At 64.7% G+C, this 26,945-nt stretch carries 29 protein-coding genes; 14 read left to right on the forward strand and 15 right to left on the reverse strand.

What is annotated here, in order from left to right; translation table 11 throughout:
- Positions 1–106 precede the first annotated feature (106 nt).
- The 3 genes from kdpB to B5V03_RS05265 form a co-directional block, all read right to left on the reverse strand.
- Positions 107–2,221: a potassium-transporting ATPase subunit KdpB gene (kdpB, locus tag B5V03_RS05255; RefSeq protein ID WP_129268210.1), complete on the reverse strand. Its 2,115-nt coding sequence runs from the start codon at positions 2,219–2,221 to the stop codon at positions 107–109.
- Between the two features lie 33 nt (positions 2,222–2,254).
- Positions 2,255–3,958, reverse strand: a complete 1,704-nt coding sequence (kdpA, locus tag B5V03_RS05260) for a potassium-transporting ATPase subunit KdpA (RefSeq protein WP_129268211.1) — start codon at positions 3,956–3,958, stop codon at positions 2,255–2,257.
- A gap of 128 nt (positions 3,959–4,086) precedes the next feature.
- Positions 4,087–4,176 carry a K(+)-transporting ATPase subunit F gene (locus B5V03_RS05265; RefSeq protein WP_129268212.1) on the reverse strand — a complete coding sequence of 30 codons (90 nt, stop codon included), beginning with the start codon at positions 4,174–4,176 and terminating at the stop codon, positions 4,087–4,089.
- Positions 4,177–4,755: 579 nt separating this feature from the next.
- Here B5V03_RS05265 and B5V03_RS05270 point away from each other — a divergent pair.
- The 10 genes from B5V03_RS05270 (at position 4,756) to B5V03_RS05315 (ending at position 10,629) form a co-directional block, all read left to right on the forward strand.
- On the forward strand, positions 4,756–5,220 hold the full coding sequence (locus tag B5V03_RS05270) for a hypothetical protein (protein WP_164987791.1): 465 nt from the start codon (positions 4,756–4,758) through the stop codon (positions 5,218–5,220).
- Positions 5,221–5,242: 22 nt separating this feature from the next.
- Positions 5,243–5,521, forward strand: a complete 279-nt coding sequence (locus B5V03_RS05275; RefSeq protein WP_164987792.1) for a hypothetical protein — start codon at positions 5,243–5,245, stop codon at positions 5,519–5,521.
- Between the two features lie 131 nt (positions 5,522–5,652).
- Positions 5,653–5,907, forward strand: a complete 255-nt coding sequence (locus tag B5V03_RS05280; protein WP_129268213.1) for a hypothetical protein — start codon at positions 5,653–5,655, stop codon at positions 5,905–5,907.
- A 24-nt stretch (positions 5,908–5,931) separates the two neighbouring features.
- Entirely contained in the window at positions 5,932–6,849 is a 918-nt protein-coding gene (dapA, locus tag B5V03_RS05285) for a 4-hydroxy-tetrahydrodipicolinate synthase (protein ID WP_129268214.1), read from the forward strand.
- A gap of 25 nt (positions 6,850–6,874) precedes the next feature.
- The gene (locus B5V03_RS05290) at positions 6,875–7,270 is read left to right on the forward strand and encodes a hypothetical protein (protein WP_129268215.1); all 396 of its coding nucleotides are present in this window, start codon (positions 6,875–6,877) and stop codon (positions 7,268–7,270) included.
- Positions 7,271–7,380: 110 nt separating this feature from the next.
- Positions 7,381–7,572: a hypothetical protein gene (locus tag B5V03_RS41320; protein WP_164987793.1), complete on the forward strand. Its 192-nt coding sequence runs from the start codon at positions 7,381–7,383 to the stop codon at positions 7,570–7,572.
- A gap of 17 nt (positions 7,573–7,589) precedes the next feature.
- Positions 7,590–7,976, forward strand: coding sequence for a hypothetical protein (locus tag B5V03_RS05300; RefSeq protein ID WP_129268217.1), 387 nt, complete (start codon positions 7,590–7,592; stop codon positions 7,974–7,976).
- Between the two features lie 90 nt (positions 7,977–8,066).
- On the forward strand, positions 8,067–8,195 hold the full coding sequence (locus B5V03_RS42715) for a hypothetical protein (protein WP_283805317.1): 129 nt from the start codon (positions 8,067–8,069) through the stop codon (positions 8,193–8,195).
- A 193-nt stretch (positions 8,196–8,388) separates the two neighbouring features.
- On the forward strand, positions 8,389–9,024 hold the full coding sequence (gene upp / locus B5V03_RS05310; protein WP_129268218.1) for a uracil phosphoribosyltransferase: 636 nt from the start codon (positions 8,389–8,391) through the stop codon (positions 9,022–9,024).
- A 33-nt stretch (positions 9,025–9,057) separates the two neighbouring features.
- Positions 9,058–10,629, forward strand: coding sequence for an AMP-binding protein (locus tag B5V03_RS05315; RefSeq protein ID WP_129268219.1), 1,572 nt, complete (start codon positions 9,058–9,060; stop codon positions 10,627–10,629).
- Between the two features lie 148 nt (positions 10,630–10,777).
- On the opposite strand, the gene B5V03_RS05320 is transcribed toward B5V03_RS05315, so the two are convergent.
- The 9 genes from B5V03_RS05320 to fliD all read right to left on the reverse strand — a co-directional run bounded on the left by B5V03_RS05320 (position 10,778) and on the right by fliD (position 19,040).
- Positions 10,778–11,689 carry a flagellin gene (locus B5V03_RS05320; RefSeq protein WP_129268220.1) on the reverse strand — a complete coding sequence of 304 codons (912 nt, stop codon included), beginning with the start codon at positions 11,687–11,689 and terminating at the stop codon, positions 10,778–10,780.
- A 17-nt stretch (positions 11,690–11,706) separates the two neighbouring features.
- A complete protein-coding gene (gene flgK, locus B5V03_RS05325) occupies positions 11,707–13,479 on the reverse strand; it encodes a flagellar hook-associated protein FlgK (protein WP_129268221.1) in 1,773 nt (590 codons plus the stop codon).
- A gap of 18 nt (positions 13,480–13,497) precedes the next feature.
- Complete coding sequence (locus tag B5V03_RS05330) at positions 13,498–13,977, reverse strand: flagellar protein FlgN (protein WP_129268222.1); 480 nt, start codon at positions 13,975–13,977, stop codon at positions 13,498–13,500.
- A 15-nt stretch (positions 13,978–13,992) separates the two neighbouring features.
- Positions 13,993–14,253, reverse strand: coding sequence for a hypothetical protein (locus B5V03_RS05335; RefSeq protein ID WP_129268223.1), 261 nt, complete (start codon positions 14,251–14,253; stop codon positions 13,993–13,995).
- A 3-nt stretch (positions 14,254–14,256) separates the two neighbouring features.
- Positions 14,257–15,522 carry a flagellar hook protein FlgE gene (gene flgE, locus B5V03_RS05340; protein ID WP_129268224.1) on the reverse strand — a complete coding sequence of 422 codons (1,266 nt, stop codon included), beginning with the start codon at positions 15,520–15,522 and terminating at the stop codon, positions 14,257–14,259.
- A 31-nt stretch (positions 15,523–15,553) separates the two neighbouring features.
- Positions 15,554–16,210: a flagellar hook assembly protein FlgD gene (locus B5V03_RS05345; RefSeq protein WP_129268225.1), complete on the reverse strand. Its 657-nt coding sequence runs from the start codon at positions 16,208–16,210 to the stop codon at positions 15,554–15,556.
- 322 nt (positions 16,211–16,532) lie between these two features.
- The gene (locus tag B5V03_RS05350) at positions 16,533–16,805 is read right to left on the reverse strand and encodes a hypothetical protein (RefSeq protein WP_129268226.1); all 273 of its coding nucleotides are present in this window, start codon (positions 16,803–16,805) and stop codon (positions 16,533–16,535) included.
- Positions 16,806–16,977: 172 nt separating this feature from the next.
- Positions 16,978–17,406, reverse strand: coding sequence for a flagellar export chaperone FliS (gene fliS / locus B5V03_RS05355; RefSeq protein WP_164987794.1), 429 nt, complete (start codon positions 17,404–17,406; stop codon positions 16,978–16,980).
- Entirely contained in the window at positions 17,406–19,040 is a 1,635-nt protein-coding gene (gene fliD, locus B5V03_RS05360) for a flagellar filament capping protein FliD (protein WP_245502160.1), read from the reverse strand. Before fliD ends, fliS begins: the two co-directional genes overlap by 1 nt.
- On the opposite strand from fliD, the gene B5V03_RS42200 reads away from it, so the two are divergent.
- On the forward strand, positions 19,024–19,161 hold the full coding sequence (locus tag B5V03_RS42200; RefSeq protein ID WP_245502161.1) for a hypothetical protein: 138 nt from the start codon (positions 19,024–19,026) through the stop codon (positions 19,159–19,161). The genes fliD and B5V03_RS42200 overlap by 17 nt on opposite strands.
- Positions 19,162–19,178: 17 nt before the next feature.
- Here B5V03_RS42200 and B5V03_RS05365 read toward each other — a convergent pair whose 3' ends face one another.
- Together B5V03_RS05365 and B5V03_RS05370 are read right to left on the reverse strand one after the other, a co-directional pair.
- Positions 19,179–20,003 (reverse strand): flagellin, encoded by an 825-nt coding sequence (locus B5V03_RS05365; RefSeq protein ID WP_129268229.1) that lies wholly within the window; start codon positions 20,001–20,003, stop codon positions 19,179–19,181.
- Between the two features lie 141 nt (positions 20,004–20,144).
- Complete coding sequence (locus B5V03_RS05370) at positions 20,145–20,843, reverse strand: RNA polymerase sigma factor (protein ID WP_129268230.1); 699 nt, start codon at positions 20,841–20,843, stop codon at positions 20,145–20,147.
- Positions 20,844–21,359: 516 nt separating this feature from the next.
- On the opposite strand from B5V03_RS05370, the gene B5V03_RS05380 reads away from it, so the two are divergent.
- From B5V03_RS05380 to B5V03_RS05390, 3 genes are all read left to right on the forward strand, one after another.
- Positions 21,360–23,774 (forward strand): hypothetical protein, encoded by a 2,415-nt coding sequence (locus B5V03_RS05380; protein ID WP_129268231.1) that lies wholly within the window; start codon positions 21,360–21,362, stop codon positions 23,772–23,774.
- Positions 23,775–23,838: 64 nt separating this feature from the next.
- Complete coding sequence (locus tag B5V03_RS05385; protein ID WP_129268232.1) at positions 23,839–25,158, forward strand: hypothetical protein; 1,320 nt, start codon at positions 23,839–23,841, stop codon at positions 25,156–25,158.
- Positions 25,159–25,171: 13 nt separating this feature from the next.
- Positions 25,172–25,708 (forward strand): hypothetical protein, encoded by a 537-nt coding sequence (locus B5V03_RS05390; RefSeq protein ID WP_129268233.1) that lies wholly within the window; start codon positions 25,172–25,174, stop codon positions 25,706–25,708.
- Here the strand turns inward: B5V03_RS05390 and B5V03_RS05395 are convergent.
- The gene (locus B5V03_RS05395; protein ID WP_129268234.1) at positions 25,705–26,937 is read right to left on the reverse strand and encodes an acetyl-CoA hydrolase/transferase family protein; all 1,233 of its coding nucleotides are present in this window, start codon (positions 26,935–26,937) and stop codon (positions 25,705–25,707) included. The two genes, B5V03_RS05390 and B5V03_RS05395, sit on opposite strands and share 4 nt — an antisense overlap.
- Positions 26,938–26,945 lie beyond the last annotated feature (8 nt).

Below are 26,945 nucleotides of genomic sequence, written 5' to 3' on the forward strand. Positions count from 1 at the left end.
TTTTCTCCTATGTCTTTCGTCATTGCGAGCGAAGCGAAACAATCCAGAGTCTTTCCACGGAGGCAGTCTGGATTGCTTCGTCGCTTCGCTCCTCGCAATGACGCGGTTAGGCCAGGTGCAAGGCAACGACGACGAGGTCGATCGCCTTGATGCCGACGAAGGGAATGACGATACCGCCAAGCCCGTAGATCAGCAGGTTACGGCGGAGCAGCGCGCCGGCGCCGACCGCACGATAGGCGACGCCCTTCAGCGCCAGCGGAATCAGCGCGATGATGATCAACGCGTTGAAGATGATCGCCGACAGGATGGCGCTCTGCGGGCTCGACAGGTGCATGACGTTGAGCACGTTGAGCTGCGGGTAGAACGCCAGGAACATAGCCGGGATGATCGCAAAGTATTTTGCGACGTCATTGGCGATCGAGAACGTCGTCAGCGCACCACGCGTCATCAAGAGCTGCTTGCCGATCTCGACCACCTCGATCAGCTTGGTCGGGTTGGAATCGAGGTCGACCATGTTGCCGGCCTCGCGGGCGGCCTGGGTGCCGGTGTTCATGGCGACACCGACATCGGCCTGGGCCAGCGCCGGCGCGTCGTTGGTGCCGTCGCCGCACATGGCGACCAGCTTGCCCTTGGCCTGCTCGTCGCGGATCAGCTTGAGCTTGTCCTCCGGCGTTGCCTGCGCCAGGAAGTCGTCGACGCCGGCCTCCGCCGCGATCGCAGCCGCCGTCATCGGGTTGTCGCCGGTGATCATGATGGTGCGGATGCCCATGCGGCGCAGCTCGGCGAAACGCTCGCGGATGCCGCCCTTGACGATGTCCTTGAGCTGGATGACGCCGAGCAGCTTGCCGTCCTTGGCCACGGCCAACGGCGTGCCGCCGGCCTTGGAGATCTCGTCCGCAATGGTCTGGACCTCACGGCCGATGTCCGAGAGCCCGGCGGGCTGGATCGCAAGCGCCGTGTTGCCGGAGGCCACGGCCAGCGGCGCACCGCCACCGACGTAGTTCAGCATGGCATCGACCGCACCCTTGCGCACCGACGAGCCGCCGGCATCGACACCGCTCATGCGGGTCTGCGCCGTGAACGGGATGAAGGTCGCGCCAAGCTCAGCCATGTCGCGGCCGCGGATGCCGTATTTCTCCTTCGCCAGCACGACGATGGAACGGCCCTCCGGCGTCTCGTCGGCGAGCGAGGCGAGCTGCGCTGCGTCGGCCAGCTCCTGCTCGGTCACGCCGCGCACGGGGCGGAACGACGTCGCCTGCCGGTTGCCGAGCGTGATCGTGCCGGTCTTGTCGAGCAGCAGCGTATCGACGTCACCGGCTGCCTCCACCGCACGGCCGGACATCGCCAGCACGTTGAAGCGCACCAGGCGGTCCATGCCGGCGATGCCGATCGCCGACAGCAGCGCACCGATGGTGGTCGGGATCAGCGTCACGAACAGCGCGACCAGCACGATCACCGAGATCGAGCCGCCGGCATAGGCCGCGTAGCTCGGAATGGTGACGGTGGCGAACACGAAGATGATGGTGAGGCCGGCCAGCAGGATGTTGAGAGCGATCTCGTTCGGCGTCTTCTGCCGCTCTGCGCCTTCGACCAGCTTGATCATGCGATCGATGAAGGTGGAGCCCTGCGCCGCGGTGATGCGGACGCGGATCCAGTCGGACAGCACCTGCGTGCCGCCTGTTACCGCCGAGCGGTCACCGCCGGACTCGCGAATGACGGGCGCGGATTCGCCGGTGATGGCGGCTTCGTTGACGGAGGCGACGCCCTCGATCACTTCGCCATCGGAAGGGATGGTGTCTCCCGCCTCGACCAGCACGACATCGCCGACCTTGAGGCTGGTGCCCGGAACCAGCTTGAAGGCCTGGCCGGCGCCGGTCAGCAGCTTGGCCTGGCTCTCGGTGCGGGTCTTGCGCAGCGATTCCGCCTGCGCCTTGCCGCGGCCTTCAGCCACCGCTTCGGCGAAATTAGCGAACAGCACCGTGAACCAGAGCCAGAGGATGATCTGGAAGGTGAAGCCGAGGCCTGCACCGCCGGTGACGACATCGCGCAGAAAAATCACGGTGGTGAGCGCGGCCACGACCTCGACCACGAACATCACGGGGTTCTTCACCATCAGCCGCGGGGCGAGCTTGGTGAAGGACGCCCGGATCGCGGGGAGCACGATCTTGGGATCGAGCATCGCCGACATCGGGGCACGTTTTTGCAGTTTCATCGTATCCATGGAGGTCACTCCAAACAATCAGAAGAGGTTCGATCAGAACACTTGGCCGGCGTTCATCGCGAGATGCTCGACGATGGGGCCGAGCGCGAGTGCCGGGAAGAAGGTCAGGCCACCGATGATCAGGATCACGCCGACGACGAGACCGACGAACAGCCCGCCCGTGGTCGGGAAGGTGCCCGCCGACGGGGGGATGGACTTCTTGGCCGCGAGCGAACCCGCAATCGCCATCGCCGGGACGATCATGAAAAAGCGGCCGACGAACATCGCGCTGGCCAGCGTGAGATTGTAGAAGAAGGTGTTGCCGGTGAGGCCCGCGAAGGCCGAGCCGTTATTGCCGGTCGCCGAGGTGAAGGCGTAGAGCACCTCGGTGAAGCCGTGCGGTCCGGCATTGGCCATCGAGGCGACCGCCGCCGGATAGACCACGCCGACCGCGGTCCAGCCGAGATACATCAGCGGCAGCACCAGGATCGCGAGCATCGCCATCTTGACCTCGCGCGCCTCGATCTTCTTGCCGACATATTCCGGCGTGCGGCCGACCATCAGGCCTGCGACGAAGATCGCGAGCACGACGAACAACAACATGCCGTAGAGGCCGGCGCCGACGCCGCCGATGATGATCTCGCCTAGCTGCATGTTGATCAGCGGGATCATGCCGCCGAGCGCCGTGAAGCTGTCATGCATCGCGTTGACCGCACCGCAGGAGGCCGCGGTCGTGATCACGGCGAACAGCGAGGACGCGACGATGCCGAAGCGGACCTCCTTGCCTTCCATGTTGCCGCCGGTAAGGCCCAGCGCATGCAGCGTCGAGGTGCCGTTGGCTTCCGCCCAATAGGTGACGGCGACGCCGGCGACGAACAGCACGCCCATCACGGCGAGGATCGCCCAGCCCTGGCGCTGGTTGCCGACCATGCGGCCGAACACGTTGGTGAGTGCGGCCCCGATCGCGAAGATCGACAGCATCTGCACGAAGTTCGACAGCGCGGTCGGGTTCTCGAAGGGATGCGCCGCGTTGGCGTTGAAGAAGCCGCCGCCATTGGTGCCGAGCATCTTGATCGCAACCTGCGAAGCCACCGGGCCGACCGCAATGGTCTGCTTGGCACCTTCGAGCGTGGTCGCTTCGACATACGGCCCGAGCGTCTGCGGAATGCCCTGCCAGACCAGGAACAGCGTGTAGACGACGCAAATCGGCATCAGCACGTAGAGCGTCGTGCGGGTGACGTCGACCCAGAAATTGCCGACCGTGCGCATCGAGGCGCGCGAGAAGCCCCGGATCAGGGCCACTGCGAGCGCGATACCGGTGGCAGCCGATAGGAAGTTCTGGTGCGTCAGGCCGAGCATCTGGACGAGATAAGAGATCGTGCTCTCGCCGCCGTAGTTCTGCCAGTTGGTGTTGGTGATGAAGGAGATCGCGGTGTTGAAGGAGAGGTCCTCGGCGACCGCCGATTGCCCCGCCGGATTGAACGGCAGCACGGCCTGGAGCCGCATCACGCCGTAGATGATCAGGAAGCCGCCGACATGGAACAGCAGCATGGCGACCGTATAGGTCAGCCAATGCTGCTCGCGCTTCTCGTCGACGCCGGAGAACCAGTAGATGCCGGCCTCGATGGGGCGCAGCACCGGCGACAGGAATGTCCGATCGCCGTTGAAAACGCGCGTCATGTACCAGCCGAGCGGCTTGGTCAGCGCGACGATGATGACGCAGTAGAGAATGATCTGGAGCCAACCGATCATAGTCATGGCATTAACCCTTTAGACCTTGTGCAACTCTTCAGACGTTGTGCCCGCAGGAGCTGCAGGAGCAGCGCAGTCAGACCGGCGACGAGCACGGCGTCGGCCAGCAGCAATTCGAGAAGCAGCAGCACGGCTCAGAACCGCTCGGGCCGCAGCAGCGCGTAGGTGAGGTAGACCAGGAGGCCGAACGAGACGGTGCCGGCGAGTGCATAATCGAAGATCATGATCCGCTCCCTCACAGCCGTTCGCAGGCATAGGTGTAGCCGATCGCAAGGGCGAAGAAGACGAAGCCCAGCGCCAGCATCAGAATGTCCATCATGGCGTTCTCCTCATTGCGCGATATCCGGCGTCACCTGTCTCTGAATTCCGGCCGGCCGCTGCGCCAATGCAATGCATGTCTCCGCAATGGGCCGGAACTTTCACTGCGCTGATGTGCCAACACGCGCATAGGTTTTCGAGATGAGCCCTATGGCGACCTTATAGGAATCCCATAAAGACCGGCCCGCGGTCGAGAGTGGACCGAGACAGGCAGCTCGGCGATGCCGGCCGGTATCACCTTCGTTGCCGATTGTTACAGCGGACAGTCGCTCCGGTCTTCCACAAACGCCTGCCTCGAAAAGCTGCGGCGTTTCGCAAAAACGACAGTCGGACATGGAGGCCAGGTGAGTGCCCTGTCCGGCAGCGTCCGTGCATTTATGAAATCCCTATATCTCTCGCCCCTTCTCCATCTCGTTTTCAAATGCCCTTCCGGCGATCTTGGAGAGGCCGGCCGACTGACCGACGCCCATTCCAGGAGGCCTGACATGACCGCCGCTCTCCGTCACAACGATCCACCATCGCTCAGTGCGCGCCTCCGTCGCGCGCAGGCAATGACGCGGCCATTGATGCTCGACATCGTGCGTGGCTGCCGGCGCTTCGCGTCGCCCGGCGGAAGCGAGCGCACCGCGCGCGTCATGCGCCTGATCGAGGAAGAGGCCTGGACCGACGCGGCGCTGGCGCTGATGGAGCTCGAGCTGCCGCGGTGGCAGGTTCGCCGTCTCGCCTATGACGAAGGCGAATGGCACTGCGCGCTCTCGCGCGAACGTGAGTTACCGGACTGGCTGGACGCCGCGGTCGAGGCGCGCCACGCCGACCTCGCGCTCGCCTTGCTGTCGGCGTTCATCGAGGTGCAGGCGTTGGCCGTGGAGACGTCACGGCCAAGCGTTCCCACTGTGCGGCCCGCCCTGGATCCGCTCTACGAGCCGGCTGCTTGCGAGAACTTCAGCTGAGCCAGCCGGAGAGGTTCGCGCCTTGCCGCAACCTTCGGACATATCGCGGGCTCTGAGCCCGGCACGGGTGATCGCACGCTTTGCCGTGCGCGTCGTCCTGCTGGCGGCCTTTGCCGCGTTCGGCAGCGTCGGCTTCGGACGGAGCCTTGCCGCCCTGCTCTGGATGTCGATCATCCTCTGCTCTGCCGTCGCCGTTCTCAGGCGCGAAGCGCTGTTTGGCGCAGTCCTCAATCATTGGGACGAATGCGCCGCGTTCGGCGCGCTGTTCGCACTGGTTCACGTCGTGAGCGAGCTGAGCTGAACACGGGCCTTATGATCTTCCTATGAGATCGCAGCACCGCCTCACTCGAAATCATATTCGCTTGACAAGATATTGATCGAACGGTTGCGGGTGAGAGCCTGCCACCGCCGTCAATCGGAAGGACTACATCCATGAAACTCGTCGAACCTCCCTCGTGCAGCTCGCCCTCGACCATCGTCTTCATCGGCCGTAACCGCAGGGGACAATGGGTCGCACAAGAACAGAACGGCCTCTATGGCGGCCTGTTCGTCAGTCGCGCCCAGGCCGTCAAATATGCGCTGTTCGAAAACGGACAGCATCCGGAGACCATCGTCGAGCTGCCGCGCGAGATCGAGCTCGACATGGGCAAGAACCCCAACACCATCGTCTCGCAGCGCGCCGCCTGAGCCGGCGCCATCAGGCGAAAAGCCATGTTCATTCCCCCCTCTGCCTGGTTCACCGGATTCATTCCGGACCTGCCGACGCCGTTCGACGCGGCTGATGCCATCGACCTCAAGGCGTTCGCCGCGCTCTGCGAGCGCCAGATCGCGGCAGGCGTTCCCGCGATCGTGGTCTGCGAGACAACAGGCGAAGCGCCGACGCTCTCGCCGGCCGAGCAGGAGCTCGTCATACGCACCGCGGTCGATGTCGCCCGCGGCCGCGTGCGGATCATCGCCGGCGCGCTATCGAATGCCACCAGCCAGGTCATCGAACTTGCGCGGCGTGCGGAAGCGGCCGGCGCCGATGCGGTCATGGCAGTGGTGCCCGCCTACAACAAGCCGATGCAGGAGGGGATGCTCGCGCACTTCCGCAGCATCGCCGGCGCGATCGGACTGCCCGTGATCCTGCACGACGTCCCCTCCCGCACGCTACGCCCGCTCGCCGACGAGACGCTTTTGCGTCTGGTCGAATCCCGCCAGTTCGTCGGCCTGCGCGATGCAAGCGCCGATATTACTCGCCCGATGCGGCTGGCCCGGCTGCTTCCGGCAGGCTTTCGGCTGCTCTCCGGCGACGACGTCACCGCCTTCGGCTATATCGCGAGCGGTGGCGACGGCGCGATCTCGGAAGTCTCCAATATCGCCCCCGATCTCTGCCGCACGATCTTTTCGCAAGTGAGACAAGGTCGCCTGCAATCCGCCCGCTATTTGCACAGGCGCCTGGTCCCGCTCATCGCCTGCCTCTCCAAGGACAGCCCGGCGGCGCTCAAGAGCGGCCTGAGCGTGCTGGGGCTGATGTCGCCGGCCACGCGGCTGCCGATCGTGCCGCTGGACGCGGCCGCGCAGAGGGAGGTGGTGCGCGCCTTCGCCGCGATCGCCGACGAGGAGCTGATCGACAGCGTCGGGGCCTGACAGCTCGCTGCCGTTCGGATATCGCATGCAGTCATCCGTCGAAGACCATCAGAGGCTGCTCTGCGCCTGGCAACTGGCAGTGCTGCGTTTTGCCGTGACGCGGAGCGATTGCGACAAGCTCAACGTTGCCGCGCTCGCTGCCGAGCTCGATCGTCTCGGCGGCCGGCGCAGCGGCGAGGATTCGCTACACTTCTTCCGGCGGACCACCGCCCATCTCTGCGCGGCCATCGACGGCCAGCTGCAAGATGCAGAAGCGACTTTGGATTGCTTCTGCGAGCAGATCGAGGAACCGCGGCTACGGCACGCCTTCGCCGCTGCCGTCGGGCTGGTGCGCGTGAAGCCTGCGCGATCCAAACCGCGACCGAAGCGCAGCCAAAACCTCTTCAGAGGACTGCCGGCGCGACCGCCCGCGTCTTTATGACTTTCCTATACGGCGGCTACGGCGGTCATCTCGCAATCATACGCGACGGCGACCATCATACGAAACATGATTGGAGCGGCCGTCTCGCCGCACCAGGTAAGGACTTACAAATGTCGATCCTGACACATGGCCTTGACCGGCCCTTCGGGTGCGAACGGCCGGCCCGCATCTCGGCGGCGGCGCGCAAGGCGCAGCTCAAGGACCTCGCCCTCGGCGCGCTGACTTTGCTCTCGATGGGCAGCGTGCTCACCGCACTGATCGCGCTGAAGACGGCGATCTATGTCTGGCACATGCACGGTTGACGCGCAGGGAGGCTCCCATGACCTTGCAAATGTGTGAAGAGGCCGCGATGGCCGCAATTGCCCTTCAGGCTTCCCGTCGCCGAGCCGACACCAAACCGGCGACGGCGCTCAGGCCACTCGATCCTGATGTCGTCAGCGCCGCCCTCGCCGCCTTCTTCATTGGACGCAACAGTGCCGGCCTCTGGGTCGCGCGCGAAGCTCAGGGGCGCGTCGGCGGACTGTTCCTGTTCAAGAGCTCCGCGGTGGATTTCGCCAACCGCGAGAGCGCGCCGGATCGCTGCGCCCTGGTATTCCCCACCGAGACCTTTGAGCTCGACGTCGAGAACCGCGGCAACTTTCTGATCGTCCTGGCTGAGGCAGCCAGGCAGATGCTAACGCGCGTGGTGACAAGGCTGAGGACATGATCGAGCTCAAGATCGCCATCCTGATTGCGTTGATCGGCTCGCTTTTGCTCGGCTTGCGCATCGGATCAACGCCCGCATCGGACAAATAGCGTGCAGCTTCTCAAGGGAAATCTCGAGCACGCGGTCACGACGACGGTCCTGACCATGACGCTGAGCCTGGTCTGGGGCGCGGTCCTGACGATCGTGATCACGCTCGTCGCGCGCGGGCTTGGAGTCTAAAGTGCGAAGCGTCTGCGCCAGCCGGCGATGGACGCGATGCGCGCGGCGATCGACCGCGAATTGACCATGGTTGCCTACGAGGCAAGCAGCCGGGCGCGCAGCGCGGTCGCGATGCCCGCCTGAGGCCACCAAACCCAGCGGAAAACACCCGCCCGATCTGGCGTAATTTCACGGAACCGTGTAGATCGGTTTCATGAGCACAAGCAGCGTCAACGTCGTCGCCCACCCCCTGATCCAGCACAAGCTGTCCCTGATGCGGGAGAAGGACCGCTCGACCAAGAGCTTTCGCGAGATCCTGAACGAGATCGGGATGCTGCTCGGCTACGAGGTGACGCGCGACCTGCCGCTGGAGCTGGTGGACATCGAGACGCCGATCTCGCCGATGCGGGCGCCGAAAATCGCCGGCAAGAAGCTCACGCTGGCGCCGATCCTGCGCGCCGGCGTCGGCTTCCTCGACGGCATGCTGGCGCTGATGCCCTCGGCGCGCATCGCCCATATCGGGCTCTACCGCGATCCCGAGACCTTGCAGGCCGTGGAATATTACTTCAAGGCGCCGCAGGACCTGTCCGACCGCACCGTGATCCTGATGGATCCGATGCTCGCGACCGGCAACTCGGCCTGCGCCGGCGCGTCCCTGCTCAAGGCGCGCGGCGCCCGCGACATCCGCTTCGTGTGCCTGCTGGCCGCGCCCGAGGGCATCGCGCAGTTCCAGAGCGAGCATCCCGACGTGCCGGTCTGGACCGCCGCGATCGACGAGCGGCTCAACGACCACGGCTACATCGTGCCGGGCCTGGGCGACGCCGGCGACCGGATGTTCGGCACCAAGTAGACAGGTTTGCGCGATCGGGTTACTCCGGTTGCCATGAGCGCCGACGACTTTTCACTGGAATCGCTGATCCACACCGAGGCTGCCGAGCCAGCCTTCGTGTTCGGCGGCACACAGGTCTCACGCGCGGAATTCACAGCAAAGGTTGAGCAGACCGCTGCCTGGCTTGCCGCGCAGGACATCGGCCAAGGCGACGTCGTCGCGGTCTGGCTGGTCAACCGGGTCGAATGGATCACACTTCTGTTCGCTGCCGCCCGGCGCGGAGCCATCGTCGCCGCCGTCAATACGCGTTACCGCAGCGCGGAGGTTGCGCATCTGCTTCGCCTGTCCGGCGCGAAGTTGATGGTGGTCGAGGCCGCGTTCCGCTCGATCGACTTTGCCGCCATCCTCGCCGATATCGCCGGGGATGAGGTGCCCGCGCTGCAAAAACTTGCTGTAGTCGGCGCGGATGCGATCCCGGCCCAGTGGCCCTGCGTGCGGTTCGATGCGTTCGAGAGATCCTATCCGCCGGTGCCGCCCGCCCAGGATGAGATCGACCTGCCCGTGCTGCTCTACACCACATCAGGCACGACCAAGGGCCCAAAACTCGTCGCACACACGCAGCGGACGCTGGCGACCCACGCCGCCTCCGTCGCCAAAGCGCTCAAGCTTGATCCGCAGCGCCACTCACTGCTGGCCATGCTCCCGTTCTGCGGCACCTTTGGCATGACGAGCCTGCTCGGCTTCATCGCTGCGGGCGCAACCGTCCATGTGCTCGATGCATTCGAGGCGGCACCGGCGGTAAAAATCCTCGGTGAACAGAACATCACGCACGCCTTCGGCTCGGACGAGATGTTCCGCCGCATCCTCGCCCTCACCGATGTGCCGCGGCCATTCCCGCACCTCGAAGTTTGCGGCTTCGCTGCGTTCCAGCCCGGCTGGCGCGAGCTTGCGGCGGAAGCCGAGGCGCGCGGCTTGCCGCTGTTCGGCCTCTACGGGTCGAGCGAGGTGCAGGCGCTGTTCTCGATCGCGCGCGAAGGCGACGCCTTCGCCGATCGCATCGAGGGCGGCGGCTGGCCGATGTCGCCCGATGCGCAGGTGCGCGTACGCGACACCGAGACCGGCGAGTTGGCGGCGCAAGGCGTCTCCGGCGAGATCGAGATCCGCGCGCCCTCACGCTTCCTGGGCTACTTCAACAATCCCGACGCAACGCGCGATGCGATCACCGCGGACGGCTTCTTCCGCACCGGCGACATCGGCCGGCTGCGCGGCGACGGTGCCTTCGTCTACGAGACCCGTGCGGGTGACGCCATGCGGCTCGGCGGCTTCCTGGTTGCGCCCGGCGAGATCGAGGACGAACTCAAATCCTGCGCCGGCGTGGCCGATGCCCAGGTCGTGGCGGTCGATCTGAAGGGCCAGGCGCGCTGCGTCGCCTTCGTGATCCCGCACCAAGAGCCGCCGCATCAGGAGGCGCTGGTTGCGCGCCTGCGCGAGCGGCTCGCCGGCTACAAGGTCCCGGCACGGATCTATGTCGTCGATGCCTTCCCGGTCACCGACAGCGCCAACGGCGTCAAGATCCAGCGCGCCCGGCTTCGCACCATGGCCCTAGAGCGGATCGCCGCCGAATAGCGCCCGGCGAGGAGCATCCACACACCGCGCCGTCATGCCCCGCGAAGGCGGGGCATCCAGTATTCCAGAGACAGCGGCGATAGAACCGATAGACTGCGGCGTACTGGATTCCCCGCCTTCGCGGGGAATGACACCGAGAGTGTTGAACCTATTTCAGGTAGCTCGCCAGATTGATGCTCAGGATCTTGGCGAGGGCCGAATAGGATGCGGTGAGCTGGGCCTGATAGGTCGAGAGCTGCGCCGTGACGGCGGCGACATCGACCCCGGTCAGGTCGTTCGACAGGGTCTCGGCGTAGCTCTTGTAGTCCGTCTGGCGGGTGCTCGCCGTCTCGATCGAGGACGCGTTGTTCGACAGCTTGGCCTGCACCGCCGCCGTGTCGTCGATCGCCGTGCCGGCGAGATCGAGCGCGCTGGTGATGTCCGAGGATGACAGCGAGGTGCTGTTGGCCACGAATTTGAGAACCCGCATCACCTCCTCGAACGCCGAATTGTCGGCGGTGACGCCGTAGGCGACCGTTTCGTCCGAGGCGACCCGCACCGAAGCGACCTCGTCGTCACCGTTGTAGTAGCTGGTATCGGTCGTCGTCAGCGAGCCGCTGACCGACGAGAAGCTCGTGAGATCGACCGGCGCCGTGTCGGTCTTGCCGCCGGCGAACACATACTGGCCGTCATATTGCGTGTTCATCAGCGAGCCCATCTCCTCCAGCATCTGCTGGGCGGTGGTGATCACCGAATTGGTCTCGGTCGAGCTGCCCGTCGAGGCCGCGCTGAGCTGGGAGCGGAGCTGCGTGAGGATGTCGGTCATCGATCCGACCGCCGAATACATCACCTGCACCTTGCTGTCGGCGAGCGTCGCGGCGTCGATATAGGATTGCGCGCGCGTCACGGAGACCTGGAGATTGACGACATGCTGCGCATCGGAGCCATAGCCGCCGAAATCGCCCGAGATCACGCCCGACGATTCCTGGATCTGCTTGTTCGCCATGACCGTCTCCACGCGCATCGCGTCGGCGATCATCTTGTTCGACTGCGCGAAGGTGGCGACCCGCATCGCGACCATGAGCCCGCTCCCGGCTGTTACGACTGCACGGCGGACAGCAGCGCCGAATACATGGTGTTGATGGCCTGGATCAGCGCGGAGGCCGCGGTGTATTTGTTCTGGAGCGTGCTGAGCTTGGCGGATTCCTCATCGAGGTTGACGCCGGATTGCGAGGACAGCGAGCTCGCATAGTTCGACTGTGCGGTTTCCTTTGCCGTGTAGTTGCTGGATGCCTGCGAGGCCTTGCTGGCGACGTCGGCCACTATGGTGGACGCATAATCCGCCAGCGAACCGGTGGTGGTGGCAAGCCCACCGGTGGAGGCGAATGTCCGGGAGCTCGTCAGCGCATCATAGAAGGCGTTGACGACGACGGCCGATCCCGACGACAGCACGGTGCTGCCGACGGTCAGGCTCGACGAGGAATCCAGTGTCGCGAGCTGAATCTCGTTGGTGCCGGACAGGATCTTGCTGTTGACCGCGATATCAGCCGCGCTCGTGCCGGTCACGAGGTCGTTGAGGCCGAAATACTCCGAAAAGCCCTCTGCCGAGCTTCCCACCGAGCTGGTCATCTCGTTGATGGCGACACCGTTGCCCGAGCCGGTTGCCGTGATCGCGAGATGGCCGTCCGCATCGACCGAGGCCGACAATCCGGAAATGCCGTTGATGGCGGTGACGAGATCGCCGACCGTGGAATAGGACGACAGATCGAGATCGCCGTAGGAGACCAGATCGCCGCTTTGGTCCGTAACGGCAAGGCGCACCGTGCCCGAGGCGGACAGCGCTGTGCTGCTGGCGATGCTGGTCGTCCCGGTGAGGCTCGTCGGCGCCGGCACCGCGGAGGCGCTGTTCGAGACGCTGTTCATCGCCGACGCAAGCTGCTGGGCGAGTTGATCGAGCTGCGACTGCGCCGCCGGCAGCGTCGTATCACGGAGCGTGATGAGCGAGCCGATGTCCCCACCGGTGATCTGCGAGGTGATATCCACCCCGTTCACCGTGATCGCGCTGAAGCCGCTGGACGAGGAACCGGCGGTGTAGTTCGTCGCCGCCGTCACATTGGCCGCGGCGGTATAGCTGATCGTATGCGCGGAACTATCGACCAGCGCCTGACCGGACTTGGTGTAGATCTGGAGATCGCCGTTCGACGCCGTGAAGTAGCTGACGTTCATCTTCGAGGCGAGGTCCTGGAGCGCGGTGTTGCGCTGGTCCTCCAGGTCCGCGGTCGACTGGCCGGCCGCCGCCGTCTGCTTGATCTGCGCGTTCAGATCCGAGATCTGCTGCAGGTCGGTATTGACGTCGTCTATCGAGGACGAGATGTCCTGGTCGGCATTGGAACGCAGCTTCTGGATGCTGCTCGATGTCTCCCGCAACTGGCTCGCGACGTCATCGAGCGCACTGACGACGTTGGATTGCAGCGAGGCGCTGCTCGGCGTGCTCGCCAGCGAGGACAGCGCCGATTCCAGTGAGGCGATGCTGTTGGCGAGCGAGGTCCCGGTCGACGAACTGTCGGTGCTGCTGGTCGAGCCGTAAAGCTTTTCGAGCGAGGTCAGATAGGTGTTGGTGGTGTCGGCCGATCCGAGATCGGATGTCGCCGAGATCAGCGACTTCAACAGCAGCTTGTCGACCGTCGAGGTGATGCCCGTCACCGTGACGCCGGTACCGACGCCGTTGGTGACGCTGCTCGACTGGTTCGCGGTCTTTTCGGTATAGCCCGTCGTGTCGGCGTTCGAAATGTTCGACGACGTCACGCTGATCTGCACCGATGTGGCCGAGAGGCCGCTGAAGGCGATCGATCGTGCGATATCGAGTGACACGGCGAACCTCTCGATCCGTCAGGCGCTGCGGCTGGTGCCGCTGGAGACCGCGCGCGCGGCGAGACGGCCGGAGGCGCCATAGGGCGACACCGCCGCGATCTGCTCGCGGATCGCCTGCATGACGGCCTCGATCCGGCGGTTGCTGGCTTCGATCGCCGCGCGCAGGCGCACCAGATTCTCGTCCATCGCCATACGCAGCTTCAGGATCCTCTCCATCAGCTGCTCGCGCAGGATCCGGTCGTGCACGTTGAGGCTGGTCGTGCCCGCCGCGCATTCGGCGACGGTGCGCTCGAACATCTCAGCCAGCTGGTTCTTCTCGTCGACCTGCTTGAGGCGCGAGGCCGGCAGGCCCTTTGCGAGCTCGGCATTCTCCTCGGCGACCAGCGCGGTCAATGTGTCGATCAGCGTGATCAGCGACTTGATCCGTGCGTCGCCGTTCGCGGCGGTCGTCCTCGTGGCTTGGCTCTTGGCTTGGCTCTTGGCCAGGGTTACAGTCATGGTCATCGCCTTCTTTTAATTGTGCCGTTTGCCGCGCTGGACTTGCGAGCCACGCAAATATGCGCCGATCGCGGTCGCCCTGACGGTCGCCTGCCTCATCTCGCCCTCGATCTCCGCGCATTCCCGCAAGAGACCCCGACGGGTCGTTTCGACGTCGTCGAGCAGCGCCAGCAATTGCTTGCGGTTGCTGCCTTTGGCGGTCCCGGCCCGGGCCACTAGCCGCTGGAGCCGGCGCAGCAGCGCCCCTCCGGCGGCGCTCGCTTTTTCACCTGGCATCACTCACCTCATCGCCGAGATCAGGGTGTCGTACATCTTGTTGACGGTGGAGATGACCTGGGAGGCGGCGGAATAGGCCTGCTGCGCCGAGATCATGCTCGAGAACTGGCCGGAGGTGTCGGTCGTCGAGGATTCCAGCTCGCTGCCGTAGATCGTGCCCGCGCCGTTCTCGCCGGAGGCCTGCAACGAGGCGTTGCCGGAGGTCACGGTCGCCGAATAGAGCCCGTCGCTGGCAGCGGAAAGACCGTTGGGATCGGCAAAGGTCGCCACCGCGATCTTGTAGATCGCAATGGTCTGGCCATTGGAATAAGTCGCGTCGACGACCCCGTTCTTGCCGATCGAGACGCTCGACAGCTTGCCGTAGGACAGACCATCGGAGTCGATGCTGGTGACGTTGACGTCGGGCGTCGTCTCGCCCGAGGCATATTGCGTCAGGCCATCGGTGCCGCCGACCGTGCCGAGGTTCATGGTAATGGTGCTGTCGGCGGCACCGTCAGTCCAGCCCGTGACCGCGACGGTTGCCGGGCTCGGGCTGGTGCTGGCCAGCGAGCCGTCGCTGTTGAAGGTGATGTCGATGGTGCCGGACGCCGTACCTGTCGCGGTCGTGGTATCCGACGACGTCGTCGGATTGGCAAAGCTCGCGCTCCAGGCGTTCGTGCCGGTCTTGGTCCAGGTGATCTGCATCGTGTTTGCGGCACCGAGAGAGTCATACGCCGTCATCGAGCTGGTATAGGTGTCGCCGGTGGCAGCATCCGACGGCAGATTGGCCGCGATCGTGGTCTTGGTCGTCGCGCTGCCGCTGGTCGAGGCGATTTGAGTGTTGATGGAGGAAAGATTGCTGGCCGACTCGCTGCCGACGACATTGCCGTCCGCGTCGGTGCGCCATCCTTCCAGATAGCTTCCGTTGTTCTCGAGGTAGCCTGCATTGTCGATCGTGAAGGCGCCGTTGCGGGTGTAGGACGTGATGCCGCCGGATGTGGCGCTGCCCACCACGAAGAAGCCCGTGCCCTGGATCGCGACATCGGTGGCATTGGAGGTCGCGGCCAGCAGGCCCTGCTGGGTGATGTTGGCCCGGCCCGAGACGGTGACGCCGCCCGAGGCGTAGGAGGTCGTGTTGCTCGACGCGGTCACGAGCGCGTCGAACATTCCGGACGTCGTCTTGTAGCCGGTCGTATCGGAGTTGGCGATGTTGTCGCTGATCATCGATAACGACTGGCTCTGGGCGCTGAGCGCCGAGATCGCCGAGGACAATGCACCGGTGAGACTCATGATGAAACTCCGAGGAAATCAGGACAAGAGATCAGGACGTGACGCCGAGAATATTGGCGGCGCTGACGGAGGCGCCGTTCACCGTGAGCGAGGGCGTGGATGTCGAGGTGTCGATGCCGGTCACTGTGCCGGTGACGGTCGTGTAATTCAGGACCGAGTTGCCGGCGGTATCCGTCGCGGTCACCGAGATGGTGTACTTGCCGCCATCCGAGAGCTGGTTGCCGCTGGAGTCCTTGCCGTCCCAGCTAAAGCTGTTGGAGCCGGAATTTCCCGTGCCGGTTCCGGTGTAGACGACGTTGCCGGACGAGTCCGAGATGCTGATCGACACATTCGAAGGAGCCGAGGACAGCGAGTAGCCGAACGTCGCCGAGCCGTTGCTCAAGGTCGACGTATCGGTCTTCGCCTCGACGGTGTGGCCGATATAGTTCACCGAGTTGAGCGTCACGAGGCTCGAGAACGAACCCGCGAGCGAAGTGAGGCTGGAGTTGATCGACTGCTGGGACGTGAAATTGGCGTAGGAGGTGAGCTGATTGACGAGGTCGGTGGTCGAGGTCGCGTTCAGGGGATCCTGGTTCTGCAGCTCGCTGACGAGCAGGTTCAGGAAGTCGCTGGACGTCAGTGTCGACGAGGACGACGTGCTCGACGTCGTCGTCGCAGTCGTCGCGGAACTCGTGGCGGAAACGGTCATCAGAAACTCCGGCTTTCCTGCGCTGCCGGCGACGAGATGTCGGCCGGCGGCGCTTGAAATCTGTGTGCTGATGAAACGGGTGGGCGCGCGGATTCAGGCGAGGATTCACGCGCGCAAAAACGGCTTTCGACACGGCAAAATCTGCCGCGCGCGCGTTAGAAGAGCGGTGCTTTCAACGTTAGGAGTGCGGAGGATTCCACAGCGTCATGGCCGGGCTTGTCCCGGCCATCCACGACTTGCTGCTCAGCACGAAGAACGTGGATGCCCGGGACAAGCCCGGGCATGACGACGTCTCGCAATATTCGATCTCGGAAAGAGCCGCTCAGCTATCCGCCGTCTCGCCCTCGGTGCGCGGCTCGGCGGTGTCGGCCTTCATTTTCGCGGCCGCAGCGACGATGCGGTCGGCGAGGCCCGCGGGTGCCCGGACCGCAGGTGCGGCGAGCGCGAGGCGCAAGGCGCGCGCCTCCTCCAGCAGAGCTTGCGCGGCGGCCGATTGCGCCAGCAGCTGTTCGGCGGGCAAACGCCGATCGTCGGGCCAGAGCGAGAGATCCTCGCCCAGCCGATCGATCAATTCCTCAAACTCGGTGACGTCCATCGCCTGCCGGTCCCGCCTCGGTCAGGCTCGTCATAAAGCATTGCAGGCGTGGCGGAAACCGGATTTCGGCTGTTACGGGCGCCAAAACCGCCCGCAGCACTACGGAAAGCGGCCAAACTGCCGCCCGCACCCATCGCCGCCCCCTCCCCGCGTCGCGGAGGACCAGGCTGCGTCAGCCCGTGCGGGCCGAATCGGCCGGCGCGGCCTTGCCGCTGCGCACCGTCGCATCGACGTGCCCCCAGGCCTCCTGCAGCTCGGTCAGGGAGGCGATGATGCGGCGGAAACTCTCGCGGGCATACGGCCGGCCATAGGCCCTGAGGCTCGCCAGGATCATCGCGTTGTAGGTCTGGAACAGCCGCTCGGCCACCGCGCCGCCCTTGGTGAAATCGAGATTATGGCCGAGCCCGCGCAGGATCGCGGTCGCCTTCATCAGGTATTCGTGCCCCTCCTCGAAGCGGCGCGCTTCCTGCGCGGCCAGCGACTTCTGGAGAAAGGTGATCGCGCCGCCGAGCAGCATCGAAATCGCCTTGAGCGGCGGCACGCTGGTCGCGGCGCCCCGATAGGCCTGGTTGGCCATGTACGCCATCGGATTATGCATCATCAATCACTCGAGCTGGAGTTGAGCAGGGCCTTGAGATAGTCGAGCGTGTTGTTCGCGCTCTCGATCGCGGCCTGGTATTGCGCGTATTGTGTCTGGAGCTGCGCCTTGTAGGCGGAAGCGGCGCTCTCGATATCGTCGACCTTCTGCTGGAGATCGTTGTCGCGGTCGGTCAGATTCGTGATCAACGTCTGCAACGCGCCCGAACTCGACGAGTAGGTCTTGGCGAGCTGGTAGAGCTGGGTGGCGATGCCGGAGGTCGAGGTCACCGCAATCGACTGCGACGCGGACCCCGAATAGGTGAAGGCCATGCCGGCATAGGCCGTTCCGGCATTGCCGATGATCGTGGTGCCGCTCACCGTGAACATCGAGGCATCGCCGCCGATCGAGGCCGAGGAAAGATTGCCGTCGGAATCCACGGTCAAGTCCAGCGTGAAAGACTGCGGCGACGTTCCGGTGTTGACGACGGTGAGCTGGCTCGACGAGGTCTTGGTCTGCGCCGACAGCAGCGTCGTCACCCCGCTCAAATTCGTGCTGAGGATCTCCGACAGCGTCGATGTATCGAGCTCAAGTTCGTTGTTCTCGTTGAAGGACAGGCCGAGATCCGCCATGGTGAGGCCGCCGACCGTGCTGTTGAGCGCGTTCTGGAGCGCGTCCATGATGTCGCGCATGGTGCCGTCGCCGAACAGCACCGCGCTCGAATCCGCCGTACCGTCCGATCCGGTCGCCTGTTGCGCGATCACCGCATCGCGAAATGTGTTGTAATTGGTGACGAGGTTCTCGACCGCCGTCTCGATCTGGCTGGTATCGGGCTCGATGCTGATGTTCACCGTGGCTCCGTCGGGCGTGGCCTGGAGCAGGTTGAACGTCACTCCCGTCAGCACGTCGGTGATATCGTTGGTGTCCCGGGTCATCGAGATACCGTCGAGCGAAAACTCGGCAGCTTGCGACGTTTGCAGGACATCGCTGAAGGCGCCGGAGCTATCGGTCACGCCAAGCTTGTTCAGGATGTCATCGCCGGACGAGCTCGAATAGGTGATGTCGGCTGCATCTTTGGTCCCCGTCAGCACCATCTCGTAGGACCCGCTCGACACCTGCACGATCGAGGCCTGGACGTTGGTGGTCGAGGTCTGGGCATTGATGGTGTCGACGACGTCCTGGAGCGACATCGTGCTGTCGATCGTGATGTCGGACGTAGCACCGCCTTCGAGGCCAACGGAAAACGTACCGGAATAGCCGAGTTCGTCGGTCTGGCTCGACTGCGAACTGCCGACCACCTTCTGTGCGGTCGCGATCTGGCTGATCGTCAGCGTATGGTCGCCGGTCGCGGCGCCATTGCCGACCGACATCGAGAGCGCGGAGGACGCGCTCACGTCGCCGGTCGTGCCAATGGTCGCCGAACGGGTGGCGAAGACGTTGGTCGCCAACGAGTTGATGACGGAGGTCGCCAGCGAGGAAAGCCCGCTCGACAGTGTCGAGAGGTCGGTCTGGAGCGTCTCGTAGGCGGAGATTTTTGCTTCGTTGTTGGTGATCGTGGTCGAGATCGTGGTGGCCTGGGTGAGCTTGGCATCCACCGCCGAGGTAATCAGCGCGTCCCAGTCGATGCTGGTCGACGTGGTGGTGCCGGTCGTGGTCACCGACGAGCTGCTCGACGAGCTCGTGGTCGACGCGCTGCTGGTGCTCGAACTGACGCTTGTCACTTTGGGGCCCGATCCATCGCGAGGTGGACCAGGCCGGCTTCACGCCGGCCTGGTGTGACGTCGTGAGCCCAGCGCTTAGCTGAGCAGCTTGAGCAGGTATTGCGGCATCTGATTCGCCGCGGATTCGGCCGACACCGCGGCCTGGGTCTTCACTTCGGCCGAGGACAGCTTCGCCTGCTCGGAGGCGATATCGACATCCTTGATCGCCGAATTCGCTGATTGCAGGTTCTGGGTCTGGGTCGAGATCGAGTCGGACGAGAAGTTGAACCGCGATTCCTGCGCGCCGATGCTGGCGCGGGCGGCCGAGACGGTGTCGATCGCGGTATCAAGCGTCGTCAGCGCCGAGGTCGCGTCCGACAGCGAACTGACGTCGAGCGAGGACACGCCGAGCGACGACGCCGTCAGGCTGGTCAGCGTGATGGTGATGGTATCCGAACCGGAGGAACCGACCAGGACCGAGACGCCCGAGGCGAACACGCTGGAGCCGTCGAGCAGGCTCTGGCTGGAATAGCGCGTGCCGCTCGCGATCGAATCGATTTCGCTCGTGAGCTGCGTGAATTCCGAGTTGATGTAGGCGCGGCTGGAATCGGTCGTGGTGCCCGACGCGGATTCCGAGGCCAGCGACTTCATGCGCGCCAGGATGTCCGAGATGTTGGAAGCACCGCCGTCGGCGGTCTGGAGGATCGCGGTCGCCTGGGAGGCGTTGGTCGCGGCCTGCTGCAGCGTGGTCACGTCCGAGGAGATGCGGGTGGAGATCGCGAGGCCGGCGGCGTCGTCGGAGGCCGAGGTGATACGCGAACCGCTCGACAGCTTCGCGAGCGAGCTGCTCTCCTGCGCGGAATTGATGTTGAGGTAGCGGACCGCGGAGTTCGCGGCGGTGTTGGTGTTGATTGCGGGCATTGGAAGCTCCTGTGCTGATGGGCATGGCGTGCCGCATCGTTGAAGACGATTGACGACGCAGACCGCAGCCCCGTCCGTTCGCTCAAACGGCGGAGTGCAAGGAGATCAGGCGCGAAAATTTTCGCGGGCCGATTTTTATGGTTAGCAATCGGTAAACGCGGTGCGGATGTCCCGCTCGTGCTTGCGCAGCAGCTGGCGAAGTTGCTGGCGGCCGCGCTTGAGCAGCGACTCGACCGCGGCCACCGTGGTGTCCATCACCTGGGCGATCTCACCATTGCTCATGTTCTCGTGGTACGAGAAGATCACTGCGATGCGCTGCTGCTCCGGCAGCCGCTGCATCGCGAGCTCCAGCATGCCGTTCAGCTCGTTACGCTCGATGATCTCGACCGCGCCGGGCTGACCGTCGGCGACCTCAGGCACCGTCTCGACATTCTCGTTGCGCGGCTTGCGCCTGAGGTCGATGCAGCGGTTGGAGATGACACGGTAGAGCCATGTCGAGAACTTGGCGCGGCCGTGCTGCCAGCGACCGCGATGGCTCCAGATCTTGAGCATGGTGTCCTGCACCACGTCTTCGGCATCCGCTGCATTGCCGACGATGCGTAGCGCGATCGCGTAGGCGCGGTCGATGTGACGCTCAACCAGCATGCGGAAGGCCGCTTCGTCGCCGGTCGCGAGCCTGTCCAGGAGTTCGCTGTCTTCATCGAAGACGACATCGTCGCCAACAGGCGCGCCGTCCGGCGCGAGCGGCGCCGACGGCATCATCGGCACGGTCGCGTCAGTCGGCAGCGTCGTCGCGATCTCGGCCTCGGCGGGAGCCATGACATCAGCAGCGTAACTCATCCCGCAATCTCCAACCCGCAATGCCGGCGGCGCATATGCCACACGGCTTCCAAGCGTTGAACGCGGGGCCAAAACAATCCAGGCGGATAATTTTTGTTATTTTTCAAGATGTTAGCAGGTCACTTTTGCCGAGCATCGGGCAATAATTGCCGACTGCGCGCTTCTCTCGCGCCTCACACCTGCAATCATCACCTCGTCTCGCGCCATGGCGGATCATCCATCCTGAACAGACGTACTCGGGAGAAAACGCTGACATTACGCGGCACTAGGTGATCAAGCGCGACACGCGCACAGCGCGTGAAGACACGATTGTTTCCGAGTGTGAATGAACGCGAGACCGCTTCTGCACCCGGCAATTTTTTCCGAATCACCTTTTTTTTCGAACCTAGCGATTTTTTTCAATCTGTCAGTCGCGACGAGCGTGTTTTTGAATCGCGCGTGAACTTTTTTCGTATTTGTGGCGCCTGACCTCGCGCGTGCGCACGTTAATCGTCATGGTGGACGGGGAATTGCAGCATGAGGATCGCAATGGCCAGCGCGGAACGCCGCGCGAAAATTGTTTCTGCTTGGTCGTTCGATGTTTTCGATACATTTCTGCTTCGTGCCTGCACGACGCCAGATGGTGTGTTTGAAAGGACTTACGAGCTATCGGGCATTTCAGGAACTTGTCCGAATGTTTCTGAGAGTTTCGTTCAGCATCGCATCCAGGCTGAAGCGCGAGCGCGCAAGACCGCGAAGGAGAAGCGCGGCGCAAGCGAAGTGCGCATCGATGAAATCTATTCCTACTTTCCGTTCAAGCTGTTCGGCCTCACACGCGGCGATCTGAACGACCTGGTCGAATCAGAGTTTTCCGCGGAGCTCGAGCTTTGCCGCGCCAATCCGGACATGCTTCGGCAATATCTGGACATGAAGCGCGCCGGCCACCGCGTCGGATTCATTTCCGACACCTATTGGGATTCCGATCGGCTGGCGCGGCTGCTGCGGGCCTGCCGCCCTGGCCTCGCCTGGGACTTTCTCTACGCCTCCTGCGATCACGGCAGCAGCAAGAGCGAGGCGTTGTTCGCGAAATACCTCGCTCACGAGGGCATCGACGCCGGCGCCTCCTTTCACGTCGGCGACAATGACAAGGCCGATATCAACGGTGCCAAGCGCCACGGCATTCGCGCGCGCTATTATCCGCAGGCGACCGCCCGGCTCGCATCGACGTTTCAGCGCGAAACCGCATTGTTCGAGCTCATATGCACGGGCGCGCCATCCCGGCTCGACCGCGGCGCGCGCACCTTGCGGCGCATGGTCGCCGCGCGCAGCGCCGAGAGGTCGCCGGCCTTTCACCTGGGCCTCACGGTGCTTGGCCCGGTGATGACGGCGTTCGACGCCTTCGTCGCGAGGCGCTGCGAAGCGGTCGCGGGACCCGGCCGGCAGGTGGCCCTCGGTTTCCTCGGCCGCGACGGTTTCCTGTCGTACCGGATCTGGCAGGACTTGCACGGCATGTCGTCGGCCTATGTCGAGATCAACCGCCGCGTCAGCCTGATCGCCTCCGCCGACACCATGCAGCCGCTGGTCGATCTGCTCAGCAAGGTCTTCAAGATCGACGCCCCGACCTTTCGCGACATGATGAAGATCATGCCGCCGAAGGTCGCGGCGTTCTTTGCCGGCTGTCCCGGCGGTGTCGCCGCCGGCGAAGATCTCGCCGAGGCGCTTCCCGGTCTGATGGATCCGGCTGAAATCGTTGCGCTCGCCGCGGGCCTGCGAGCCCGGCTGCTCGCCTATCTCCGTCTTGCTATCCCGGACTTCGAGGACTGTACTGATCTGGTGCTCGCCGATCTCGGCTATTCCGGCAGCGTGCAGAAGGCGCTGCGTCGTGTCTTCGACATGGAGGGCATCAAGATCCGTCTCCACGGCGCCTATCTGATGTCACTCGACGACGCCTTCGACGATCTCGCCGACGAGGACAGCGCGGAAGGTTTTGTCTCCGACCTCGTGGTCACGCCGCATGTCAAGCGCATGCTGATCCGCAACGTGGCCCTGCTGGAGCAGGCCTGCTGCGCGGCCGATGGTTCGGTTCGCGATTACGCCGGCGGCGCGGTGCTGCGCGAGATCAATCCGCGTCCCGCGGAACAAATGGCGCGTGCCGCGGAGATCCAGGCCGGCGCACAGGCCTTCGCGCAGAGCGCGGGCGATGTCGCGCTCGACCATGGCCTCGATCCCCATGCTGCATCCGACGTCGCCGCGCGCTGGTGCGCGGCGACGCTAGCCCGCCTCCTGCTGCTGCCCGACGACGACGAGCTCGCGCTGCTTGGCACGTTGAAGCACGACGTCAATCTCGGCACCCACGCACTGGCACCGATGCTCGACGAAAGATTCGTCCGCGATCAGATCACCGCCCGCGGCCTCTCTGCCGCCTGCACATCGGCGGCACCGCCGATGTGGCTCGCCGGCAGCTTTGCCAGCCTGTCACCGTCCTACGGTTATCTCTATGTGCTGTTCGGCGCCAACCGTCTGCCCGCCGACGTCTTTGAGGAACGGCCGTGCGGCCCGGTTCAGGTCGGATTGTTTCGTGCCGGCGCCGATGCGACGCTGGAGACGGCGACCCTCCATCGCACCGGTCTCGGCGAGTTGCGTCTGCGCATCCCGCTGTCCCGGACCATGGCGGTCATCATGATCGCGCTGCCGCTGGCAAAATTCGCCCCCGAAGGCCTTCTTCACGGCGTCACGGTGCAACGGGGTGACGACGTTCGCGACGCCGCCGAGAGCCAAGACGTCATCGGCCTCGCCGCCGAAAGCCTGGTCTATGCCGGAGTGCAGCGGACCGGCGCGCAATATCGCGCCGAGAGCGACGACGGCTGCCTGCTGATCCCGGTCGCCCCGATGACGCAGGAGATCGCGATCTATTCCATCGCAATCTCGCCGCTCGGCTCCAGCCCCAAATAATGCGCCTGATCGCGCCGCCCCGGCCGTTCAAGTGCGAGGGGCTGGCGACGTGAGGGGCACGGAATTGACGGACGAGACGCACGCGGACCTTGATCGGCTGCTGCTAACTGGCGGTGTCAAGCTCGGCCCGGCCCAGCGCGACCGCCTGGGCTGGCTGGTCGGCCAGTACGGCGCACTGAGGCTCGACGGCGTCAGCGAGCGCCGGCAGAACGGCGTCATCATTCTCAGGGAGCCATTGAGCGGCGCGGCAGCCGAGCTGCTCTACCGCTCGCTCACACCCGGCTGCGCAATTGTCATTCCCCGAAGCGAGAATCCCGGCTTCGACTTCCTCAAGTCCAAGCTGACCGAGTTCGGCACCGTCGCGCCCTGCGGCGCAGACGGCCCGCATGAGATGTGGTGGGGCGGCATCGGCTGGTCGAAATTCCTCACTGCGGCCGATGCTTCGACGGTCCGCCCCCGGATCGTCTGCTGCTATCCGCGCGGCGGCGACGCGACTGCAGTCTTCGCGCTCCGGCACTCGCTTGAGCGGTTCGATCTCGCCTGCCATATCGAGCCGATCGATACGGAGTTCAGCGACCGCCTGCTCTGCTTCGAGAAGGCCGAGTTCCTGCTGCGGATGTGGAACAAGTATCGCGAGCCGTTGCTGTTCGTCGAACCCGGCGCCGTTCTGCGCGAGGCACCATTGCTGCCGTCTTTCCTCGGCTGCGACGTCGCCCTGCACAAGTGGAATCGCTGGGAGATGTCGGCGCGCACGCTCTATCTCGGCCGCACCGAGCGCGCCGAACGGCTGCTGTGGACCTGGCAACAGCTTGCCGCGTCATACCCCGCGATCTGGGAGGGCTATCTGCTCGACCAGGCCTGGAGCCTGACATCCTCGCAGATGCCGCTCGACACCGTATGGCTGCCGCGCTCCTATCACGCGCTGAAGGGCTACCTCGGCGCGATGCGCGCCACGATCCTGCACGACCAGCAGACGACGACGCTGGAGCTCGGACCCGATCCGGCCTTCGCAGGCATCGCACGCACGGCCCGCCGCGCCGGACGTACCGGCGCCCGCGACGCCTTCATGGTGATGACCTCGAAAGCCGAGACCGGCAACGGCATCGCCGTGATCCTGCGCGACGTCTCGGCCAGTGACGCGGGCGCAGTTGCCGCGACCGTGGAAGCCGTGACCGGCGCCTATGCGGCCGATTGCGGCGGATATGGCCGGCTCGAGCTGTCGCTCTGCGCCTGGCAGGACGACGTCGGCGCCGCGCGCGAAGCCGCGGCCATGGCGCGCTATCGCATCCTGGAGATCGCGCCGGGGCAGCGCATCGCCAACGATTTCTTCGCCACCCGCGCGACTGACGACGCAGTCATGACCGCCCGCCATCTCTTTCCCTAACGGACAGCACAAGATGCTCAAGACCATCATCCTGCTCACCGACACCGTGCAACAGCAACAGCCGCTGGCCAATCTGCTCCGCGAGCACAATCGCGAGCTTGCCTTTTGCTCCGCACTGCGCGCCCAGGACCTCAGCGCCATCGAACCGGACGTGCTGAGCGAGGCACGGCTGGTGTCCTTCGCCGCCGACGCCGCCGTCCCCGAAAAATTCCTGCTCAGGCTCGGCTATGGCGCCTACAAATTCTACGCCGCACCGACGCAATATCCGGGCCTGCCGCCGGCACCCGACGAGAACGACGAAGATTCGCGTTGCTACTCCGTGATCGCGCAGTCGATGACGATCTGGCCGGATTTCAAGAAGGTTGTCGGCCTCGAAACCGTGACGATCCCGGAAGGTACCCTTCCTGCCGAGCGCGAGCGGCTGGTGTTCTCCCGCCTTGCACATTTGTTCTGGTGCATGTCGCACATGATCGCCGGCGAGGCGACGGATCTCCCTGGGATCATCGGGTCCGGCGAGAGCCAGCGCCCAACACTTGCGATGATGAACTAGCGCCGCGCCGATAGCGCGTCGCGGTGCTCGGGCGCGGCGATCGCGATCATGCGGCGCGCGCGCTCGGCAAGGTCGCAGCCGCGCAGCTCGGCAATCCCCCATTCGGTGACGATAGCGTCGACATCGGCGCGTGGGGTCGTCACCGTCTCGACGTCAGCGACGATCCGGCTGGTCCCGTCGGAGGCCGTCGCCGGCAGCGCGATGATCGCCCGGCCGCCGGGAGAGGCGTTGGCCCCGCGCACGAAATCGAGCTGCCCGCCAATCGCACCGATCGCGACGCCATTCAGCGTCTCTGAATTGACGCTGCCGTCCAGCCCGACCTGAAGCGCCGAATTGATCGCAACCAGCCGGTTGATCCGCGCCAGTATGCCCTGGCCGTGCGTATAGGACGTCGGCCGCACCGAGACCTCCTTGTTCTCGTGCGCGAAGCGATAGAGCCGCTGCGTCCCGATGACCTGGTTGGCGACGGTGATCCCGGAATCGACACCCTTCTCCGCATTCGTCACAGCGCCGCGCTCGATCAGATCGACGATGGCGTCGTTGATCAGGCCGGAATGGATGCCGAGATTGCGCGCATGCGACAGCGAGGACAGGATCGCGTCCGGAATACGGCCGACGCCGGACTGGAGCGTGCTGCCGTCGGCGATCAGGCTCGCTGCATGGGCGGCAATACGGCGCGAGATATCATCGAGCGGCGGTGAAGCCAGCTCAACCGGCGGCCTGCGGGCGGCCACGCGGAAATGGATCGGTACGTCCTCGGGCCATTCCGCGCCGAACGTAAAAGGCGCATCCGGATTGATCTCGGCGATGACGAGACGCGCACCGCGCGCGGCATCGATGACATAGTCGTTGGACAGGCTGGCGCTGAGCCGCCGTCCGGACTCCGCAAGCTGTACCAGCACGACATCGGCCTTGTGGCGGCGCGAGGCGAAGTCGGCACAGAAAGCGCTGTAATTGCTCGGAATCACGTCCAGCCGCCCTGCTTTCGCAAGCCGCCGCGCGTTGCCGATCACGCCGTAGCTCTGAAACGCAACGTTCGGCGCGCAGGCGGCGGAGAACGTGTCGGAGAACAGCGGCCCGACCATCATACGGAACGGAGGAAGATGCGCGGCCTGAGCCATCAGCGCTTCGGTCAGCGTAACCGGCTCGGCCGTTGCCTGCCCGCACACGACGAGATCGCCCTCATGGATCACGCCAGGAAAGTCGATCGGCGATGCTTCCTGGGGCAAGATCAGGG

Source organism: Bradyrhizobium betae, assembly GCF_004123905.1.
In the GTDB taxonomy this organism is placed as follows: Bacteria; Pseudomonadota; Alphaproteobacteria; order Rhizobiales; family Xanthobacteraceae; genus Bradyrhizobium; species Bradyrhizobium betae_A.

What these genes read in the sequence shown, in the direction of transcription:
- B5V03_RS05350 (WP_129268226.1), bottom strand. Translation starts at nt 16,805, where the DNA reads ATGGACGTCACCGAGTTTGAGGAATTGATCGATCGGCTGGGCGAGGAT.
- upp (WP_129268218.1), top strand. Translation starts at nt 8,389, where the DNA reads ATGAGCACAAGCAGCGTCAACGTCGTCGCCCACCCCCTGATCCAGCAC.
- B5V03_RS05320 (WP_129268220.1), bottom strand. Translation starts at nt 11,689, where the DNA reads ATGGTCGCGATGCGGGTCGCCACCTTCGCGCAGTCGAACAAGATGATC.
- B5V03_RS05330 (WP_129268222.1), bottom strand. Translation starts at nt 13,977, where the DNA reads ATGACTGTAACCCTGGCCAAGAGCCAAGCCAAGAGCCAAGCCACGAGG.
- B5V03_RS05265 (WP_129268212.1), bottom strand. Translation starts at nt 4,176, where the DNA reads ATGATCTTCGATTATGCACTCGCCGGCACCGTCTCGTTCGGCCTCCTG.
- kdpA (WP_129268211.1), bottom strand. Translation starts at nt 3,958, where the DNA reads ATGACTATGATCGGTTGGCTCCAGATCATTCTCTACTGCGTCATCATC.
- B5V03_RS05270 (WP_164987791.1), top strand. Translation starts at nt 4,756, where the DNA reads ATGACCGCCGCTCTCCGTCACAACGATCCACCATCGCTCAGTGCGCGC.
- flgE (WP_129268224.1), bottom strand. Translation starts at nt 15,522, where the DNA reads ATGAGTCTCACCGGTGCATTGTCCTCGGCGATCTCGGCGCTCAGCGCC.
- B5V03_RS05390 (WP_129268233.1), top strand. Translation starts at nt 25,172, where the DNA reads ATGCTCAAGACCATCATCCTGCTCACCGACACCGTGCAACAGCAACAG.
- B5V03_RS41320 (WP_164987793.1), top strand. Translation starts at nt 7,381, where the DNA reads ATGTCGATCCTGACACATGGCCTTGACCGGCCCTTCGGGTGCGAACGG.
- fliS (WP_164987794.1), bottom strand. Translation starts at nt 17,406, where the DNA reads ATGATGCATAATCCGATGGCGTACATGGCCAACCAGGCCTATCGGGGC.
- B5V03_RS05300 (WP_129268217.1), top strand. Translation starts at nt 7,590, where the DNA reads ATGACCTTGCAAATGTGTGAAGAGGCCGCGATGGCCGCAATTGCCCTT.
- B5V03_RS05335 (WP_129268223.1), bottom strand. Translation starts at nt 14,253, where the DNA reads ATGCCAGGTGAAAAAGCGAGCGCCGCCGGAGGGGCGCTGCTGCGCCGG.
- B5V03_RS05315 (WP_129268219.1), top strand. Translation starts at nt 9,058, where the DNA reads ATGAGCGCCGACGACTTTTCACTGGAATCGCTGATCCACACCGAGGCT.
- dapA (WP_129268214.1), top strand. Translation starts at nt 5,932, where the DNA reads ATGTTCATTCCCCCCTCTGCCTGGTTCACCGGATTCATTCCGGACCTG.
- B5V03_RS05280 (WP_129268213.1), top strand. Translation starts at nt 5,653, where the DNA reads ATGAAACTCGTCGAACCTCCCTCGTGCAGCTCGCCCTCGACCATCGTC.
- B5V03_RS05290 (WP_129268215.1), top strand. Translation starts at nt 6,875, where the DNA reads ATGCAGTCATCCGTCGAAGACCATCAGAGGCTGCTCTGCGCCTGGCAA.
- kdpB (WP_129268210.1), bottom strand. Translation starts at nt 2,221, where the DNA reads ATGGATACGATGAAACTGCAAAAACGTGCCCCGATGTCGGCGATGCTC.
- B5V03_RS05365 (WP_129268229.1), bottom strand. Translation starts at nt 20,003, where the DNA reads ATGCCCGCAATCAACACCAACACCGCCGCGAACTCCGCGGTCCGCTAC.
- B5V03_RS05380 (WP_129268231.1), top strand. Translation starts at nt 21,360, where the DNA reads ATGAGGATCGCAATGGCCAGCGCGGAACGCCGCGCGAAAATTGTTTCT.
- B5V03_RS05370 (WP_129268230.1), bottom strand. Translation starts at nt 20,843, where the DNA reads ATGAGTTACGCTGCTGATGTCATGGCTCCCGCCGAGGCCGAGATCGCG.
- B5V03_RS05345 (WP_129268225.1), bottom strand. Translation starts at nt 16,210, where the DNA reads ATGACCGTTTCCGCCACGAGTTCCGCGACGACTGCGACGACGACGTCG.